We start from the raw sequence: 17,363 nt of genomic DNA, 5'->3' as shown, positions 1-17,363 counted from the left end.
TGCGGAATGCTTCGTATTTCATCCACCCAGGATAATGTTTCATACCTTTTTTCCCTGCCATAGCAAAACCTCCTATCATAGTTTTATTCTACAATAGGAGGCTTTTAGTTTCACTGTCCGTTTTTTAGGGTTCTATTCATTATTTTCAGCAGAGGGTTTAAACTTCTCTCCTACTCCCTAACCACCAAGGCTACGGCCTCACAGTGGATGGTGTGTTCTTGTTAGCATATTTTAAACATGTACAAAATTGCAACGCCAGGCATCTTAATTAAGGCAACAGGACTAGAAGTTACTGTCTTGAAGTTCATTTTTGTGAATCAAGTATAAATAAAGATGCATCATGACCCATGAATATTTTACTACCAGTATAAAAGGTTTTGGATTGAACTTTTTTATACCCAATTTTAGTCATAAGATCGATAAGCTTTTCTTGATTAAATCCGTTATGAACCATATCTGATACTATGTCATCATTTTTATTAAAATCAACGATTATTAAATGTCCTTCAAAATTCAAAATATCATATAGCCTCGATAAGACTGACTCAATATTTTTAATATGGAGTAGAACCTGGGCCATAAAAATATAATCAGCACGAATACTAGATAGGGTTGCTGTTTCAAAATCAAAACATAACGTACTTGCATTATGAATATTAGCATCGGAAATTTTCTGTTTTACTTGATTAATCATATTCTGCGATGTATCCAAAAACAGAATCGATTTAAATTCATTTAGCAAGTCCATTCCAACAAGCCCAGTTCCACACCCAAAGTCAATCACATCCTTACTTTTTGCGTCAACCAAATATTCTCGGATGGCATCGGAGGATACCTTTGCAATTTGGACTCTTTCAGAAGTATCATAAATATTCGCTATCATTTCAAACTTATCAGTATTCCCCACTATTATACCTCCATCATTATTTCCCAATGAAATTATATTTTCTGCAATAGTACCACCGTCTCCACGTGCCTTGAGGAGACAAAAATGTCTCTGACAACCAACCCAGTATCCCATGCAGCAATGCAACACTCATAATTGACAAGACACTCTAATAATTCACCAATACTGGTTTATAGTCGTCAGGCAATTCTTCTTCACTTAAAAATTTGAAATTGTCATCATTCAGTATTGGTAAAAATACTTCGTATGGAATCCTCGAAAACTCACAGGCATAATTACTATTGGCTCCGAACCACATACCCTCTTTGCTGCTCAAATTTAAACCTCTAGCAAATTTTGTATAGTTTGAGCAATCATGAACTGCTAAATCCCAGTTTTCTTCATCGGCTATTTTCATGAATTTCAGAGTTAATTCCCTACTCCAAATTGGAGATATATAGCCATGTCTGGAAATATACATGTTTTCCCCATAATAATTGTCTATGTTATTCTCATTTAAATGTAATTCTGCACAATTGATAAAATCGAGTTTTGTCTCAAAGATCGCTTGCTTTTTCTTAAAAAATGCTTCAAAAAACTCAGGAGTCATTGGAGTTTCAATACCTACATTTTTAATATATTTTTTCGCTATTCCAATATTTTCAATAACTTTATCTGAACACTTAGAAGCACCCAGGTTGAAACGTATCTCGTTAAGACCGGCTTCGCCTAATGCTTTCAATGTCTCTGACCTAGCTAAAGTGCCATTTGTGTATAAATGTTGATGAATTTGAGCATCACTAAATTTCTTTATAACCGAATAGTATTTTTCAATTTCCATGAATGGCTCTAAAAAAACGTAGGAAATGCCAGTGGGTTTCTGGTGGATGGAAAGAAGTAAATCAATATCCTTCTCATAAAATTTGGTGCCCCCAATTTCCCACATATCTTCGCCAACTGGCGGAATATCCTCTAGTTGTCCATAATTATAACAGAACTTACACTCTAAGTTACATTTGTTCGTTTTCCTAATTGCACTCAAACCAGTGCCCAACAGACAAGAACGACATCCTTTTGGGAATTTGTTTTCATTTCCCACAAAAAAAGTTCTATTCTCCAAAGTTTTCAAACTTCTAATTTTCGACATTAACGTATCATTTCTATGGTCGACCGCTGCCTCAATTTGTGCAAAGGTAGAGTAAATGATTTCTTGATGTTTTGTACTGATTTCCTCTTTCTCAGTCAATTGTGAAAAAAAATCAAACCATATCAACGCATCATTCTTTGAAATTTTCATAACGTGTCCTCCTCTAATTCATCCTCCTGAAGACTCAATTCAAATCTTCTTGTTATGCTTTTTAATAAAAGTACCGTCTCCACATACATGGTCCGTTCATGTTGCCTACACTCTTTGCAGGCAACAAACGCACTCCACATGAACCGTTTGTGGAAACATATCAACAGGCTGAATCTCCTTCACCCGGTATCCTCTCTCAGATAGGTACTTCAAGTCACGAGCCAGGGTTGCGGGGTTGCAGGAGACATAAACTACCCTATCAGGACCCATACGTACAATCACATCTAGAAGCTTTTCATCGCAGCCCTTTCTGGGAGGATCAACTACAATAACATCTGCCTTGATGCCTTTATCATACATCTCAGGTATTACCGTCTCAGATTCGCCTACTATAAATTCTGCATTACTGATACCGTTCAACTTGGCGTTTTCGATTGCATTTTCAATAGCCTGCTCGACTATTTCTACTCCATATACCTTTTTTGCCTTTTTGCTCAAGAAAAGTGATATTGTACCTATACCGCAATATGCGTCAAATACTATCTCATCACCTTTCAGATCCGCATACTCCAATGCTTTGCTGTACAAAACCTCTGTCTGAATGGGATTCACCTGAAAGAAAGAAAGGGGAGAAATTCTAAATTTGAACTCTCCTATGTAATCATATATTGCTTCTTCACCATATATTACGATGTTTCTATCACCTAGAATTACGTTAGTCTTCGTTTTATTAATATTCAGCACTACACTTTTCAAATTCTCTACACTGCCCAAGAGCATATCTACCAAGGCTTTGTCACTGGGAATGGCATTTCCGTTAATCACTATGCATACCATCACTTCCCCTGTCCTGAAGCCCTTTCTGGTTACTATATGCCTTACTAGACCTTCACCTGTATTCTCATCATACGTGCTGATATTATATTTCTTAATAAATTCCCTTACTGTCTGTATTACATTATCGTTGATTTCATCTTGAATGGAGCATTGGGGGGTATTTATAATCTCATGGCTCCTGTTTGCATAAAAGCCAATGGCAACATCCCCATCCATTCCCACGGGGAATTGGGCTTTATTTCTGTAGCGCCAAGGGTTATCCATTCCTATAGTATCATGAATTACAACATCTTTAAAACCGCCTAAATGTTCCATTGCATCCTTAACCTGGCGTGTCTTATATTGCAGCTGTGTCTCATAGCTCATATGCTGCAGCTGACAGCCCCCGCATCTTTTAACTACGCCGCAAGCGGGTTCAATCCTGCCGGGTGAGGCCTTTAACGTCCTCAAGAGTTTGCCGAAGCCGTAATTTTTAAGCAGCTTCACTATTCTTATCTCTACCTGCTCTTCAGGGAGTGCTCCCTCAACGAACACTGTAAAGCCTTCTATTCTTGCTACTCCAAGACCTTCACTGGTAAGTCCTGTTATCTCAACTGTATAGTCCTGGTTCTTTTCCACTGGTATCGCTTTTCCCATTAGTATCATTACACAACCTTCCATTAGTCTTATCCATTTCCATCTTAATATCTTTGAGCTCGTTTTTCAATAGGCCTTGCTCCTTTATTATTTCGTCTATCTTAATATGCAGATCCTCAAGTATTATTTCGGATTTGAGGTTAATGAGATAGTCATTTTCTGAGCGAAGTCTTTCTTTTTGTGATTCCCTGTTCTGGCTCATCATGATTATTGGTGCCTGCACTGATGATATACAGGCAAGTATAAGATTCAAAAATACATATGGGTAAGGATCGAAAGGCCCATCAAGTATGAATTTGGTGTTTACTATAGTCCAGATTAAAATAACACCCCCGAACACTATAAGAAAGGACCAGCTTCCAGCAAATTTGGCTATCTTGTCAGCCATCCTTTCACCAAGAGTCAGTGTTTTGCAGAGCTCCTTATTAATGTTCAATGACCGCTTCCCCTTAATAAGCTCATGAATCTGATTCTCCCTTTCTGCTTCATCGGAGATTATCAAGTCCTTCAGGTCATCTTTATCCATAGTCACACTCCCCAATACTTTTTGTATGTATTTTTGCGTATGCACATGCAAAATATACAGCAATAAAGCAGGGGAGTCGTTTCGCTCCCCTGCTTTATTGCTGTACCATTCTACTACTATTACAAACCTACGTCATCTACCATTGGTTTTACAATTACTGTATCTTTAGCTTTAATTATTAGTCCTACATCATCTACTGCGAATACTGCTGCGGTTGTTGACAGGATAAGTGTTAATGAAAGTAGCAGGCATATTAATGTTTTCTTCATGTAAAACACCACCTTTCAAATTAGTTTTTCAGTTCTCTAACAGATAATCGTATATTTCCAAGGCATACCTTAAGTTCTTTTATATATTCCTCATTATCATAAGTATTACTCTCTATAAGCTTAACTATGGCATCTTCAAGTCTTTTAAGTATATTCCTGTCCTCACACCCTATCACAATCATATTTCTTATACCTTCTATTATAAGGCTTTTATACAGGTGAAAATCCTTTACCCTGGCCAAAAGTCCCAGAAACTCATCAAGTACTGATTCTCTTTCCCCTATTAATATCTTGATTTCTGTAAATGTATTGAAGAAGATGAACATCCTGGACAGATCATTGTCCGTTATGCAGTTAAACGCTTTATCAATATAACTAAGCGCCTTCCCATACTGACCAAGTATCTTATAAACCTCTGCAATATTGTTGTACACTATGCCCTTTGTCTTAATATTATTTTCATCCATCAGGCAAAGTGCTTTACTGTAATACCTGAGAGCAGCTTTTAAATCCTTCTGCCTTTTAAACAAAAGACCGATGTTCATTATTACCAATCCAGTATCCTTATCGTCTTCTGCAAACAGCAATGCCTTTTCGAGTTTTAATTTTGAGCGGAAATAATCTTGCATATTGCTGAGCAGTATCCCATATCTTAAATAGTGAGAATATATTATATTCTTATTCATATCAGAAGCTTGCAGAAGGAGTTCTTCAGCATCCTCATAATATCTTTTGGAATATAAGTACTCATGATTATAGAAATACACCAGCCCTAACTCAGAATAGTATTCGATAAGCAGGCTTGTACAGTTTTCCCTTCTCAGCAGATCTACAGCCAACTGCATTGATATTATTGCATTGCCAAAATTGTTTGTATAGAAATGGTACATACCAATATTCCTATACATTTTTGCTATTTCTACTGTCATACTTTCCTTTATGCAAAGGTCTTTTAAGTTTTCCAAAACAGCGAGATCGTCTTCCTTCTTATACTCTCTGATATTTTTTGTGACTAGTTCAACGTTATCTGATATTTGTTGGTGCTCTGACATAACTGTAATATTATCTGCTGTCAGTTTCAACAATTTCACCGCCATTTTTCAATGTTTATAAATATTATATCACTTTTTTTACATATTTTGGTTCCATTTGCTAAATGGTATCTTATATTATATAAACTGCACTATTGTGGCATTTCTTTGCAGTTCATATAATGATATTAAAAGACCAAGGGATAATAAATCTCCCTTGGTCCTTATGTTTAGAAAAGGTATATTCCGTTTTTCTGGACTAGCTTACCATCTGCATATATCTCTCCGACATCTCGCAGTTCTTTGATCATATCCCAATGAAGGACTGAACGGTTATCCCCGCCTGAATGCTCATAGGCATTTCCGGCTGCAAGATGTATGGTTCCACCTATTTTCTCGTCAAACAGTATATTCTTTATAAATTTCTTTATACCGTAATTCAATCCTATTCCAAACTCTCCCAGATATCTTGCGCCTTCATCGACATCAAGCATCTGGTTTAAGAATTGTTCATTTATGTCAGCTTTTGCACTGACTATTTTCCCATCCTTGAATTCCAGTCTTGCACCATCTACCTGATTGCCATATCTGATTGCAGGGAACTCGTAATAGATATATCCATTTGCGGAGTTTGTGACTGGAGCATAGTATACCTCTCCATCAGGTACGTTGTTCTGACCGCTGCATTTCGTACCTTTCCTCCCTCGTATGCTGAAGGTCAGGTCTGTATCACGGCCTACTATTCTAATAGAATCCGATGCATCAAACACATTGATAATTTTGTCCATTTCCTGATCCATCTTCTTATAGTCTACCAGTACAGCATCAAACATGAAATCTTCATATTCCTCCAATGACATACAGGCATCCTGTGCAAAGGCCTCAACAGGATAGTTTGTCAGAACCCATCTTTTGCTCGTTATTTCCTTAAGCACAGGGGCAAGGGTTTTATTGTTCTCCATATTCTTCTTTGGGTCAACATTTGAGAGGTACTTGGTATTCTCTGGGGCTTCTATTACCAGTACAGCATCCGCCTTCTTATAAATATCCTCATAAAGCACATTAGCATTTTTAAGCTGTTTCCCGCTTGCGTTTTCCATCAGGTATTTCTTATGGACGTCATCTAATATATGGACAAACGCATTTGCGCCTTTGTCGATTGATTTCTTGTAAAACTCATCAATAAGAGGCTTTGCAAGATATCCGGAGCGTATAACTACATTCTCGCCCTCTCTGACATTTAAAGAGTGCTCCAATAGCACATCTGCTAGTTTACTAAGCCTTTGATCCTTCATAATACCATACTCCTCCAATATTAAACGCTTATAAAATTTTATAGTCACCTTATAATTCTTGCTTTATTATAATCTACTTAGCATAATATGGCAATTGATTGACAAAAAAAATTACCCCCAAAGGGGTAAATAAAATGAATCAGTTCTCATGTTTTCTTTCTATTATTGACTACTATTTTCTATTTTATACATTCCATAGTAACTTTAGTTCATTTTAGGACTGGAGTACCTGGTTCATAGCTTCTTTGCTATTACATTTATTTCCCGTGGTATGCCGAAGCTATGGAACTGACGCTTGTCAGGTGTTACACACTTTTCGATTGGGCATACTATCCAGCAAAGACCGCAGCCTACGCACTTCTCCTCGTTAAGCAGAGGCTTCCTGTTGTCACCATCCCAGTCTATGGCCTGATGTCCGCCATCATAGCAGGAAATATAGCAGCGCCCGCAGCCGATACATTTTTCATTGCTGTATTTCGGAAAAACCTTAAAGTCACGTTCTATCTCTTCTGCCGGAATAATATTCGGCAACGCTGCACCAACAATTTCCGAGAGATTGCTAATGTCCTTTTCCTCCATCCAATAGGATAATCCGATGATCATGTCTTCAACAATCCTATAGCCATACTGCATTATCGCAGTTGTTACCTGAATATTGGATGCTCCTACAAGTAAGAATTCAAGGGCATCTTCCCAGGTTTCAATCCCGCCTATACCGCTTAGCGGCACACCCTTAAGCGCAGAATCCTTGGCCATCTGTGCTATAAATCTAAGTGCGATGGGCTTTATAGCCTTTCCTGAATAACCTGATATAGATGACTTTCCGTTTACTATTGGAAGGCATGTGAAATTGTCTAAATCTACTTCAGTAATGCTCTTAATTGTATTTATAGCTGCAATACCCGTTGCACCGCCTCTCATTGCAGCATGAGCAGCGACTTCCATTGTAGTGATGTTCGGTGTCATTTTTGCCAATACCGGAAGATTTGTCGCATTTTTAACAGCTGCAGAGTACTTCTCAACCAATTCTGTATTTGTTCCGACATCTGAGCCCATTGCACTTGTGGTCATCTGCGGACAGGAAAAGTTGCATTCAAGAATATCTGCCCCTGCTTCTGTAACGACCTTGGACAATTTAGACCATTCTTCTTCGTTTTCACCCATGATAGATACCGCTATTACCTTATCAGGGAAGTCTTTTTTTAGCTTTGCTATCATTTCAAGGTTTTTCTCGGTTGGCTTATCCGATATCATTTCCATGTTCTTAAAGCCTATGAAAGGAGTTCCCTCTTTACGGGTAGCATCAAAACGAGGCGAGCATTCCTGAGGAATCCAGTAGCCTACTGTTTTGTAGAATATTCCGCCCCAACCGCTTTCCAATGCCTTTTTACACATGTCATAGTTACTGCCTACCGGTGAAGAAGATAGGAAAAACGGGTTCTCACATTTTATACCACAAAAATCCAAAGATAAATCTTTACGTTTTGCCATACTATCTTTCACCTTCTTTCACTGCAGCTGCCTCTTTTTGGGTACTGCTTCCAATTCCCTTGCTCCTAAGATAACCTTCAACGGCTTCTGCTGCTGCTTTACCTCTGGCAACAGCCTCTACAACTGTCTTGCCTCCGTTTACTATATCGCCGAATGCAAATATTCCTTCTATATCCGTCTTGCCTGTTTCGTTGTCTGCAATAACAAGTCCTTTACCGACCGCCTTGAGTCCTGTAAAGGAGATGTCCTCAGGCGTCTGTCCGATTGCTTGAATGACAAGCTCTGCTTTGAGCTGTATAACAGAATCGGTCACCTCCTCTGAAGTATTCCTATCCTTCCAATCAAGACCGATTGCCCTAAGGGCCTTTACCTTGCCGTTCTCTCCGATGACCTCTGCAGGTTTGAAGCTTGGAATTATGCTCACACCCAGCTTCTGCACAAATTCGAGTTCAGTCTTGCTGGCGGGCATTTCTGCTATAGTTCTGCGATATACTATAGTCACATTCCTTGCTCCCAGCTGCTTGGCAGTGGTAGCACAGTCCATTGCAACATCTCCGCCGCCTATTACTACTACATTTATTGGTATTTCAACATTTCCATTTGCAGGCTTTGCAGCTGACAAGAACTCAGCTGCTGTTTTCACACCTTTAAGGTCAGCCCCTGGAATATCCAAAGCTGCTGCGCCTTGAAGACCCACCGCAACACATATTGCATCAAAGCCCTGGGCTTTTAGCTGGTCAATTGTTATATCCTTGCCGACTTTGATATTGAATTTGAATTCAACACCAAGACTCTTCACATAATCTACCTCATAATCCACTATGTCCTGAGGTAATCTTGAAGGAACGATACCATAGGTCAGCCAACCTCCGGCCTTTTCTTTCGCTTCAAATATCGTCGCCTTACAGCCCTTCATAGCCAACCCAGCTGCTGCTGCAAGCCCTGCAGGACCGGCTCCTATAATTGCAATCTCTCCGAGAGTTGCCGGAGGAGCAACAAGCACCTTCATTCCGCAAGCTTTTTCAAAGTCCATTGCATATCTCTGCAATCCGCCAATATCTATTGTCCTGTCGATGCCTGTTCTTGAGCAAGCTTCTTCGCAAAGCTTCTCATAGGGACAAACTCTTGAGCAGGTTCCACCGAGAATATTCGCTTCTCTTATTGTCTCTATTGCACCCTTTACATTCCTGAAACGAATTGACCTTATAAATTTTTCCGGATTCGTTCCTGCAGGACAGGCTTTACTGCAGGGTGCATCATGGCAAAGCAGGCATCTTGAAGCCTCTTCGATTGCGTTCAAGGGTGAATATGCTTTTCCTGACTCGATTAAATACTCCTTCTCCTTCAATCTACATTCCTCCTTAAAAAGCATTTATTTGCGGGGTCGGCATTTTACAAACTTGCCCCAACCTGGCTCACCTACAAACTCACCGTCATTGAAGACAAGCTTGCCGCGTGAGAATGTCATTACCGGATATCCTTTTAGCTCTACCCCTTCCCAAATTGTATGGTCAACGTCAGAGTGCATGTTATTCTTTGAAACAACAAACTCCTTATTCGGATCGTATATTACCAGGTCAGCATCTGTGCCGACTGCAACTGTACCCTTTTCAGGAGCACACCCGAAGATTCTGGCAACATTTGCAGAGCATAATTCAACTACTTTGTTGAAGGTTATACGGCCTTTGTTTGCTTCGCTAAGCATATACGGATAAAGGTTTTCTATACCCATGCAGCCGTTTGGAATTTTAGTGAAATTCTCTTTCCCCCAATCCTTCTCATAGGATTGGAAGGGGCAGTGGTCAGTTGCGACTGTATCGATATCTCCACGCTTTATGCCATCCCACAATGCATCCTGACTTTCTTTCCCTTTTATTGGAGGCGAACATACCCAATTTCTGCCATCTTCACGCTTGTAAACTTCGTTTGTGAAGTGCAGATACTGCGGGCAGGTTTCTGCATATATCTCATAGCCTTCATCCCTGGCCTTTGTGACTTCGTTCATGCCATCCGCATTAGCAAGGTGAACTATATAAAGAGGTGCATTGAAAGCTTTTGCCCAATGAATGGCACGCTTATCAGCCTCAGCTTCTACAAATTCAGGACGGCTCTCATAGTGATACCAAGCAGAGGTTTTTCCTTCTGCAAGAAATTTTGCAATTCTCATATCAATGAGATCCGGATTTTCTGCATGCACCTGAACCAGAGTTCCAGTCTCTTTGGACTTTTCCAATGCTGCAGCTAATACTCCGTCATCTACCATCATTCCTTCTTTTTTATAGACCATAAAAAGCTTGAAGCTTGGTACCCCATATTCGGCAGAAGCTCCGAACTCCTCCAGCACCGCCGGTGTAAGATCAGTTATAGCCGTATGGAAGGCATAGTCTACACATGCTTGTGGTGCACATAATGATTTCCTTCCTTCAACAGCTTCAATCAAACCCTGACCTTTCCTCTGAATTACGAAATCAAACACTGTTGTAACACCGCCACAAGCAGCAGCACGTGTTCCGCCTTCATAACTGTCGGCAGATGTAGTCCCTCCGAAAGGCATCTGTAAATGAGTATGCGCATCAATAGCTCCAGGCAGTATATACTTTCCCGCAGCGTCAATCACTTCTGCTCCTTCGGCATCAATGTGCTGACCTATCATTACAACCTTGCCGTCTTTAACTGCAATATCTGCGGCATATGTATCCCTTGCCGTTATAACTGTGCCATTCTTAATGATGATATCCATTATATAAACCCCCTAAGAATATTTTTTCCATGCAAATAATCAGGTGTTTATGTTATGCATCCAATAAAGGGGGAAAAGGGATAGGCATCTGCCGACCCCTTCTCCCAGCTTTTCTTTTATTGTTAAGCTCCCATTGTAATTTCTTTGCTTTCAGTTCCTAATACCAAGGAAGTGTTTTCGCTCTTCATAAGTATCGGGTAAACAATTAAAGAGATGAGGAATCCAATCATCCAGCCGTTTTCTGTGAAGAAACCAAGGGATGGAATAAATTTGCCGAGTAATGGAAGAATACCGGATATTATCCAAGTCCACACCGCTTTCATATTGTAGCCGTTTCCGTACCAATAGCGTCCTTCCGAGCCTCTGAAAAGGTCATCCAGATCGAGTGATTTCTTTCTATAAATATAATAGTCAGCTACATATATACCTGCAAGAGGTCCAAGGAACAATCCATATGTCCCCAACCAGCCGAAAAGGTATGCGCCGGCAGTCTCCAGAAGCTTCCAAGGCATTATTACTACGCCTGCAACACCAGTAATCAGTGTGCCCATTTTATAGCTGATTTTCTTTGGGCTCAGGTTGGAGATTCCGTTTGCCGGGGCAACTACGTTAGCGGCAATATTAGTAGTCAAAGTCGCAACTATGATGCCAATTGCGCCAAGAATAGCTGCAATCGGGCTGCCTATCTTAGAAATAACAACTACCGGGTCCCAAATGAATTCGCCGTACATTATACCAGTAGCGCCAGTTACAAATACCCCAACGAAGGCAAATGCTGCCATTGTTGTAGGCAAGCCGAGAAGCTGACCCATGAACTGGTCCTTCTGAGTTTTTGCATAGCGGCTGAAATCAGGGATATTAAGAGCGAGCGTTGCCCAGAATGCTATATTTGCTGTCAAGCCAGGAAGGAATATTGACCAGAACTTGCCAGGCGCATAAGTTGCCTTTGCGCTTAATATGTCGGGTATACCTTTCCCCATGGCATTAACTCCTGCCACAGCCCAAATCATCAATCCGAGAGAAAGAATACCTAATATAGGAGCTCCCCATGATTCCATAAACTTTATAGCTTCTGAACCCTTGTATGCAATCCATACATTACAAGCCCAGAACAGGAAGAAGGAAACCCATATCCCGCCGGCCCAAACTGCCCAATCAGGACTCAATACGCCTATGACCGCATTTATTGCTCCGCCGCCTATCCAGCACTGTATGCCAAACCAGCCTGCAGCAATTATCGCACGGGCTATTGAAGCAATGTGCGCACCCTTTACTCCGAAGGATAAACGTGCAAATACAGGATATGGAATACCATATTTTGTTCCGGCGTGGGAATTCAACTGCATAGGAATAAGGATTATCAGATTTCCCAATGCTATATTTATAATCGCCTGAAGCCAGGAAAGCCCCGCTGCCATAAGGCTGGATGCCATCATATAAGTAGGTATGCAAACCGACATCCCTATCCAAAGTGCAGCTATGTGATATGTACCCCATGTTCTTTCACTTAGCTTGGTTGGTGCCAAGTCGTCATTGTAATATGGATTGTTTTTAAGGTTTTTACGTGCGTTATCAGTTAATTCAAAAAGTCCGTTAACCTCTCTCTGAGTCTTTACTTTACCTGCCATTAAGAAAACACCTCCATTACTTTTATAGAACAATTCCGGAAAGCCCATTCCCAAGTGCCTCTGGTCTGCTTGCCTTGACCTCACCCCTTTATCATATAGTTTTACCCGCTATCAAAATTAAGTGAAATTGTCCCCTGGCTTTATTTCTTATCAATCTCCAAAACTGTCTGCAGAGCTACGTTTATACCTCTCCAGCACTCCTCAACAGATGTGAATTCCGGTTCGCAGTGGCTGTGTCCATCCTTACTTGGAACGAAAATCATAGTAGTAGGCATCATGTCAGCAACATACTGTGCATCATGTCCTGCTCCACTGTACATTTTTTTACTTGTATAGCCATATGCATCTGCACTCTTCTGAACGAAACCAACTAATTCTTCGTTGAATTCAATTGTTTTACGTGCCCACGCTTCCTGATACTTCACTTCACACTTGTCAAATTCCTTAGGCATATTCTTGATAATTTCCACAACCTGTTTAATGACTTCGGGATCCTTATGTCTTGCATCCAATGAGAAGTCAACCAAGTCGGGAATACAAGTGTGTATACATGGATGGCAAAGGATTTCGCCTGTTGTGTAAACGAGATTACTATCAAGCTTGTCAAGCTCTGCATGTAAATACTTTAGGGCAGAGGCGGCAGCCAAAAGGGCATCTCTTCTGTATGGCATTGGCGTAGTTCCTGCGTGGTCAGTCTGTCCATAAGTCCTGATTCTGTAGTTAACCATTCCTACAACGCCCTCTACAACACCAATTTGCTTCTTTTCAGCTTCAAGTACAGGACCCTGCTCAATATGCAGCTCTAACATGGCCATGTAGTCTTTAGAATTGAGTCTGTTCGCTTCGTCGCCTGCATATCCGCTCTGTTTCAAAGCCTCGCCGAAGGTTTTTCCTTCAGCACTTTTTGAAGCCAGCATCTTAGCCTTGTCAAACTTACCGCAAATAACACCTGAGGACATCATTGCCGGTGGATAAAGTGATCCTTCTTCGTTGGTCCAAATCATAGCTGTGATCGGATGCCTATGAGGAACCTTTTCTAAAGCAATTGTTTCAACTACTTCCATTGCTGTTATAACTCCAAGAATACCATCGTAGTTGCCGCCATTTCTAACAGAATCAACATGTGATGCCATTACGATCCTTTGAAGACCTGCTTCTGTTCCGGGTAGAGTTGCATACATATTCGCCATATCATCGGTTACGATTTCAGCACCAGCCGCCTTCATTCGCTTAACGAATTCTGCTCTTGCCTGAAGCGCTTCTTCTGACAAAGAAAATCTTGTGATACCGCCATGTCCGGCATCGCCAAATTTAGCAAAAGTTTCTAATTTGTTTTGTGCTCTGTCTTTGCTGCAAGTTAGCATTTTCCCAACACTCCCTTTTATAAATAGTTTTAGTTCCAAAGCTTTGGTATTAAGCATCACTCCCTTAATTAATATATATATAAGATTAAGTTTGCAGTACTGTCAAAATTTCAACCAATTGTTTAAATAATTTAAAGAGTCTAACTATTTTGTATATGCAACTATCGTGCCATTCCACAGAATAATGAAATATGCTCTCCTGCGTGATTTGCAGGAACTAACATATGTACAATGCAAATTATGATAAAAATCGCGATTTGGAGTTGAATCAAATAAGTATGCCAAAAATTTATCAATTACCGCTATATTCATATTATATAAGCATTCATGCATCTTGTTTTTTAGATTCATTACCGCATCAATTGATTTAAGGAATTATCAACTTTCAGAATATTCCATCTAGCGTTCATAGTAAAAGGTATTTTGGGTCGAATTATAATAATATCCAGAGAATCTTTGTGCCCCGGCTGCAAATTAAAAAGGCCTCCCCGTGGAATGATTTCTCTTAAAGATCAACCAAACCAAAGTGAGGCTTTTTTATATAAATTACTATTAACTATTTAATTACGTTATCAACAAAATCCAACACTTTATCCATAATCACCATCGCGTCACGAAGCTGCTTTTCGTTTATTATCAGCGGAGGAGCTACAACAATGATGTTCTCATGGGTATATGTCCAGAACCCTTCGCTTATAAGCATTCCCAGTATCTTCTTCATTATTTTCTCCGGGTCTTTGCCATACTCTACCAGAGGCGCCTTTGTTGCCTTGTCCCTGACAAGCTCTATGCCGGAGAAAAGGCCTATATATCTTACATCTCCGACAGAGGAGTGCTTTGCTTTCAGATTCTCGAGTATCTCCCCAAGCACCTTGCCCATATTCTTACTGTTTTCTATAAGCTTATCTTCCTTGTATACATCAAGGGTTGCACACGCTGCTGCACATGCCAGAGGATGTCCGCTGTAGGTCAATCCGCACCACAGTGTGTTCTGGTCGAAGTGCTTTGAAATTTTCTTGCTTACTATTACTCCGCCCAGCGGTACATATCCGCAGGTCGAGCCCTTCGCAAAGGTAATAAGGTCCGGTTTTACGTTCCAATTGTTGACAGCAAACCATTCTCCAGTTCTTCCCCAGCCTGCCATAACCTCATCACATACCATAACAATCTCAAACTCATCACACAGGTCTCTCACTCCCTGCAGGTATCCGTCCGGCGGGATTATAATGCCGTTGCTGCCCGTTACAGTCTCCATGAATATTGCTGCCACTTGCTCTGGTCCTTCGTACAGTATCTGCTCCCTAAGCTGCCCTATATAGTACTTTGTTGCTTCCTTGTCATACTTGAATGGGAATGGAGCCCTATACAAATATGGATCAAAGAATTTTACAAAGCCGGGGATTCCGGGTTCACTGGGAAACCTTCTCTGCTCACCCGTAAGGTTAGCCGCCCCATACGAAGCACCATGGTAGGAGCGATATCTTGAGAATATCTTGTACTTGCCCGTGTACATCTTGGCTATTTTTATTGCATTCTCATTTGCTTCTGCTCCTGCATTGGTGAAAAATACTTTGCCCATATTGTCCGGAGCTACTTCGATTATCTTCCTCGCTGCTTCAGACTTGCAATCAAATGCGAAGGATGGCCCCATGAAAGCCATTTTATCCGCCTGTTCCTTTATAGCTTCTATGACTTTCCTGTTTCCATGGCCTATATTCAGGTTCACCAGCTGGGAGGACATATCAGTATATCTTTTCCCGTCCGCATCCCAGAAGTATACCCCCTCTGCTTTTGTTACAACCAATGGATTTAATGAACCCTGCGCACTCCATGAGTGCAGGTTGTATGCCAAATCATCGAGCTTTACCTTATTGCCGTAATCAATAACATTCTGATCCATTTTTTCTCCTCCTTAAAGATAATCCAATCCGAGTCTTTTATATTTATTTTCCTAATGACTTCATTTAGTCGTTCATTACATCTCCGAACAATTCTTCATCAGTAGGTTTGACCGGCGGGAAGGGTCTTGAAACCCAGGTAGTATTAATTAGATGCTTCCAGGTGATATTCTCAGATACAATATTCCCTCCCCAGGATCCACAGCCGAGACTTGTTGTAAACGGGAGCCCGTTGAACCAGTTGCCTGTATTTGCAAGGGCATGACCCTGACGTACATTCATACGGCTTACTTTTGTTTTAAGCGCAAGCTCCATTATATGCTCCTCATTGAAGGAGTGGATTCCGCAGGAATGGCCCATACCCTGATATTTGGTTATATCATTCACCATTTTTACTGCTTCTTCGAACTTGTTGTATTTATACAGCGCCAGGACTACTGATAGCTTTTCACCCGAGAAAGGATGCTCTGCGCCTACGCCTGTTTCCTCTACCATTATAAAGGTCGTGCCACCAGGAATGCTTATACCCGCAACCTTTGCTATGACTTGGGCTGACTGTGCGATTATCTTAGGATTCAAATGTCCATCCACCCATACTGCGCTCTGCAGCTTTTCCGTCTCTTCAGCATTTGCCATATAGCCGCCTTCAGCTTTAAGGGCTTCGACGAAATCTTCGTATATGCTCTGCTGTATAATCAGTGAGTTTTCTGCCGAACAGCTGGTTGCAAAGTCAAAAGTCTTACTGCTCTTTATTTTGTTTGCAGCGTCCTTGAGGTCTGCTGTCTCATCTACCACCACTACAGCATTACCCGCACCTACGCCATATGCCGGTGTTCCAGATGAATATGCAGCCTTTACCATCGGCGCTCCCCCTGTTGCCATTATTAGGTCACATTGCTTCATGAGCTCTCCGCTTATATCCATTGTCGGCTCTTCTATCCCTATTACCAGATCCTCAGGCGCTCCGTATTTTTTTAAGGTTTCTCTCATTAAATTTACGATAAATGTATTTGTCTTTTTAGTACGCGGATGCGGCGCAAGGATTATTGCATTTCTTCCCTTCAATGCGCTGGCAACCTTGACTGTAGGTGTAACTTCCGGATTCGTACATGGACAAAGTGCACCTATAACGCCTACTGCCTTTGCTATTTTCATTATCTGTTTTTCTTCATCAATTTCTATAACACCCACAGATTTCTTACCGAGCATATCTCGGACACAGCCTTTTCCTTTAGCCATAAGCTTGTTGTATTTTCCTTCATAATTGCCCATGCCCGATTCTTCTACCGCCAGCCTGGAAATTTCCTGCGCAGGTCCATCCTTTACAATATTCCACACTACCGCTTTGACCAACCTGTCTACCTGCTCCTGTGTGTAGTTGTCAATCGCATCCTGTGCCGCTCTGGCCCTATTGACGAGCCCCGCAACATATTCTGCTGCATTCAGGTTTACTACATTGCTCATT

14 protein-coding genes are annotated in these 17,363 nt (G+C 40.9%); all 14 read right to left on the bottom strand.

Annotated elements, in window-relative coordinates; genetic code table 11:
* Window positions 1-304 precede the first annotated feature (304 nt).
* The gene (locus tag VEB00_06740) at window positions 305-907 is read right to left on the bottom strand and encodes a class I SAM-dependent methyltransferase (GenBank protein ID HYF82708.1); all 603 of its coding nucleotides are present in this window, start codon (window positions 905-907) and stop codon (window positions 305-307) included.
* A 148-nt stretch (window positions 908-1,055) separates the two neighbouring features.
* A complete protein-coding gene (locus VEB00_06735) occupies window positions 1,056-2,183 on the bottom strand; it encodes a radical SAM protein (GenBank protein HYF82707.1) in 1,128 nt (375 codons plus the stop codon).
* A 105-nt stretch (window positions 2,184-2,288) separates the two neighbouring features.
* Window positions 2,289-3,656, bottom strand: coding sequence for a 23S rRNA (uracil(1939)-C(5))-methyltransferase RlmD (gene rlmD / locus VEB00_06730; protein ID HYF82706.1), 1,368 nt, complete (start codon window positions 3,654-3,656; stop codon window positions 2,289-2,291).
* Window positions 3,610-4,182, bottom strand: a complete 573-nt coding sequence (locus tag VEB00_06725; protein ID HYF82705.1) for a DUF1003 domain-containing protein — start codon at window positions 4,180-4,182, stop codon at window positions 3,610-3,612. Before VEB00_06725 ends, rlmD begins: the two co-directional genes overlap by 47 nt.
* A gap of 119 nt (window positions 4,183-4,301) precedes the next feature.
* Window positions 4,302-4,451 (bottom strand): hypothetical protein, encoded by a 150-nt coding sequence (locus VEB00_06720; protein HYF82704.1) that lies wholly within the window; start codon window positions 4,449-4,451, stop codon window positions 4,302-4,304.
* 20 nt (window positions 4,452-4,471) lie between these two features.
* Window positions 4,472-5,533: a tetratricopeptide repeat protein gene (locus VEB00_06715; protein HYF82703.1), complete on the bottom strand. Its 1,062-nt coding sequence runs from the start codon at window positions 5,531-5,533 to the stop codon at window positions 4,472-4,474.
* A gap of 179 nt (window positions 5,534-5,712) precedes the next feature.
* Window positions 5,713-6,777 carry an aminopeptidase gene (locus VEB00_06710; GenBank protein HYF82702.1) on the bottom strand — a complete coding sequence of 355 codons (1,065 nt, stop codon included), beginning with the start codon at window positions 6,775-6,777 and terminating at the stop codon, window positions 5,713-5,715.
* A gap of 234 nt (window positions 6,778-7,011) precedes the next feature.
* Window positions 7,012-8,268 (bottom strand): NAD-dependent dihydropyrimidine dehydrogenase subunit PreA, encoded by a 1,257-nt coding sequence (gene preA, locus VEB00_06705; protein ID HYF82701.1) that lies wholly within the window; start codon window positions 8,266-8,268, stop codon window positions 7,012-7,014.
* 1 nt (window position 8,269) lies between these two features.
* Window positions 8,270-9,616 carry an FAD-dependent oxidoreductase gene (locus VEB00_06700; protein ID HYF82700.1) on the bottom strand — a complete coding sequence of 449 codons (1,347 nt, stop codon included), beginning with the start codon at window positions 9,614-9,616 and terminating at the stop codon, window positions 8,270-8,272.
* Window positions 9,617-9,640: 24 nt separating this feature from the next.
* Complete coding sequence (hydA, locus tag VEB00_06695) at window positions 9,641-11,008, bottom strand: dihydropyrimidinase (GenBank protein HYF82699.1); 1,368 nt, start codon at window positions 11,006-11,008, stop codon at window positions 9,641-9,643.
* Between the two features lie 122 nt (window positions 11,009-11,130).
* The gene (locus VEB00_06690) at window positions 11,131-12,636 is read right to left on the bottom strand and encodes an NCS1 family nucleobase:cation symporter-1 (GenBank protein ID HYF82698.1); all 1,506 of its coding nucleotides are present in this window, start codon (window positions 12,634-12,636) and stop codon (window positions 11,131-11,133) included.
* 140 nt (window positions 12,637-12,776) lie between these two features.
* Complete coding sequence (locus tag VEB00_06685) at window positions 12,777-14,000, bottom strand: Zn-dependent hydrolase (protein ID HYF82697.1); 1,224 nt, start codon at window positions 13,998-14,000, stop codon at window positions 12,777-12,779.
* A 556-nt stretch (window positions 14,001-14,556) separates the two neighbouring features.
* Window positions 14,557-15,900: an aminotransferase class III-fold pyridoxal phosphate-dependent enzyme gene (locus tag VEB00_06680; GenBank protein HYF82696.1), complete on the bottom strand. Its 1,344-nt coding sequence runs from the start codon at window positions 15,898-15,900 to the stop codon at window positions 14,557-14,559.
* 64 nt (window positions 15,901-15,964) lie between these two features.
* The gene (locus VEB00_06675; protein ID HYF82695.1) at window positions 15,965-17,362 is read right to left on the bottom strand and encodes an aldehyde dehydrogenase family protein; all 1,398 of its coding nucleotides are present in this window, start codon (window positions 17,360-17,362) and stop codon (window positions 15,965-15,967) included.
* Between the last annotated feature and the right edge of the window lies 1 nt (window position 17,363).

The sequence above is a fragment of the Clostridia bacterium genome (assembly GCA_035628995.1).
Lineage (GTDB): Bacteria > Bacillota > Clostridia > Lutisporales > Lutisporaceae > BRH-c25.
Note: the sequence above shows the minus strand (reverse complement) of the source record. Positions and strands in the feature narration are given on the sequence as shown.

Excerpts from the sequence above, each read along its gene's own strand:
- VEB00_06735 (HYF82707.1), bottom strand. The coding sequence starts at position 2,183 with ATGAAAATTTCAAAGAATGATGCGTTGATATGGTTTGATTTTTTTTCA.
- rlmD (HYF82706.1), bottom strand. The coding sequence starts at position 3,656 with ATGGGAAAAGCGATACCAGTGGAAAAGAACCAGGACTATACAGTTGAG.
- VEB00_06725 (HYF82705.1), bottom strand. The coding sequence starts at position 4,182 with ATGGATAAAGATGACCTGAAGGACTTGATAATCTCCGATGAAGCAGAA.
- VEB00_06720 (HYF82704.1), bottom strand. The coding sequence starts at position 4,451 with ATGAAGAAAACATTAATATGCCTGCTACTTTCATTAACACTTATCCTG.
- VEB00_06710 (HYF82702.1), bottom strand. The coding sequence starts at position 6,777 with ATGAAGGATCAAAGGCTTAGTAAACTAGCAGATGTGCTATTGGAGCAC.
- preA (HYF82701.1), bottom strand. The coding sequence starts at position 8,268 with ATGGCAAAACGTAAAGATTTATCTTTGGATTTTTGTGGTATAAAATGT.
- hydA (HYF82699.1), bottom strand. The coding sequence starts at position 11,008 with ATGGATATCATCATTAAGAATGGCACAGTTATAACGGCAAGGGATACA.
- VEB00_06690 (HYF82698.1), bottom strand. The coding sequence starts at position 12,636 with ATGGCAGGTAAAGTAAAGACTCAGAGAGAGGTTAACGGACTTTTTGAA.
- VEB00_06685 (HYF82697.1), bottom strand. The coding sequence starts at position 14,000 with ATGCTAACTTGCAGCAAAGACAGAGCACAAAACAAATTAGAAACTTTT.
- VEB00_06680 (HYF82696.1), bottom strand. The coding sequence starts at position 15,900 with ATGGATCAGAATGTTATTGATTACGGCAATAAGGTAAAGCTCGATGAT.
- VEB00_06675 (HYF82695.1), bottom strand. The coding sequence starts at position 17,362 with ATGAGCAATGTAGTAAACCTGAATGCAGCAGAATATGTTGCGGGGCTC.